This window comes from Halanaerobium saccharolyticum (assembly GCF_003259895.1).
GTDB classification, from domain to species: domain Bacteria; phylum Bacillota; class Halanaerobiia; order Halanaerobiales; family Halanaerobiaceae; genus Halanaerobium; species Halanaerobium saccharolyticum_A.
This window is the reverse complement of sequence record NZ_QLME01000061.1, coordinates 1-1,203: the sequence shown is the minus strand read 5'-3', so window position 1 is coordinate 1,203 and position 1,203 is coordinate 1. Positions and strand designations below refer to the sequence as shown.

Below are 1,203 nucleotides of genomic sequence, written 5' to 3'. Positions count from 1 at the left end.
TCCCATTACAGTTAAGTTTTCTAAATTTAAATGCTCTTTTAGTCTGGAAAAAGTTCTTTCAACACTGGTTCTTTTGTTGTAGATCTTTCTCCAGGTTCTAGAATCTCTATGTGGAGTTGAAATATATCTTGGGTTCTCTTTTGGTCTGGTTTTAGTTACTCGACCATAGTTGCTGTTAGAACACCACTTAGTACCATGAATACAATCAACTTTACCACATACATGTGGGCATCTAAATTTGTTGACTCCCTTGTAATGACCCCAGTAATACATTTTGTGGCCTCCACTGCAGACTGGTGTTCCTTTAAAATCATAGAATCCAGCTGGTGGCTGTTTAGCATTACGCTTGTTAATTGGGATAATAGCCTGAGACTCCTGCTCAAAGAGAATATGTTCATAGATATCAGTATAATCATAGCCTGAATCCATTGTCCAGTATTTAGGTTTAGTTAAATCTCTTTTAGCTAAAAAGTCATTGACTTTTTCAACTAATGGTATTGCCTGAGTTTTATCTGCATGATTAGCTGGAGTTAAAGTTAAAGCAATTGGTAATTCTGATTTAGTTTCAACTGCAGCATGTATCTTCCAGCCATACCAGGTTATCTGATTTTTATGGGAGTCAAATTTAGTACCCCAATCAGGGGTAAAAGAATTTTCCTTATCTATCTTTGACCTTGGCTTAGCTCGTTCATAAGCTTCCAGTTTTGAAGCATCAATAGCCATTGTCTCAGTGTCCAATAAGTCAAAATCTATACATTGATCCAAAAGATTATTCATCAGTATTTCCAGTTCATCAGTCTCAGATAATTTGCTGTAATATCGGCTAAAAGTTGACTCGCTGGGCACCCTGCCAGTGGTAGAAAAACCACAAACATATCTGAGGTATGGACTTCTATCAATTTTGCTTACTAAGTCTGCTCTAGTAGGAATCTTTTCGATCTGTTGGACCAGAAAAGCTCTTAAAATAGCTTCTGGATTGTATCCAGTAGGACCTTTATTAGACTTAGGTTTTATCTTTTCAACAACAGGTTTAAGATCAATAGGATCTAAAATACAAATTAATTTGTCTGTTTCCGATAAATTTACTAATTCTTCAAAGGGAAAGAGACACTCTTGTCGAATATTATTAATAGGGCTTCACCTTCTTTCGAGTTTTTTGGGTGCTACTATTAAATTCGACAAGATTGGGGTGAAGCCCTTTTT

1 protein-coding gene and 1 pseudogene are annotated in these 1,203 nt (G+C 36.0%); both read right to left on the bottom strand.

Going from position 1 to position 1,203, the window contains the following annotated elements; genetic code table 11:
• Window positions 1-777: transposase (locus C7958_RS15500; protein WP_133986840.1), on the bottom strand; the 777-nt coding region annotated here is incomplete at its 3' end.
• Window positions 778-783: 6 nt separating this feature from the next.
• Window positions 784-1,014, bottom strand: a pseudogene (locus tag C7958_RS16185) (transposase); the annotation flags it as partial.
• Window positions 1,015-1,203: the final 189 nt, after the last annotated feature.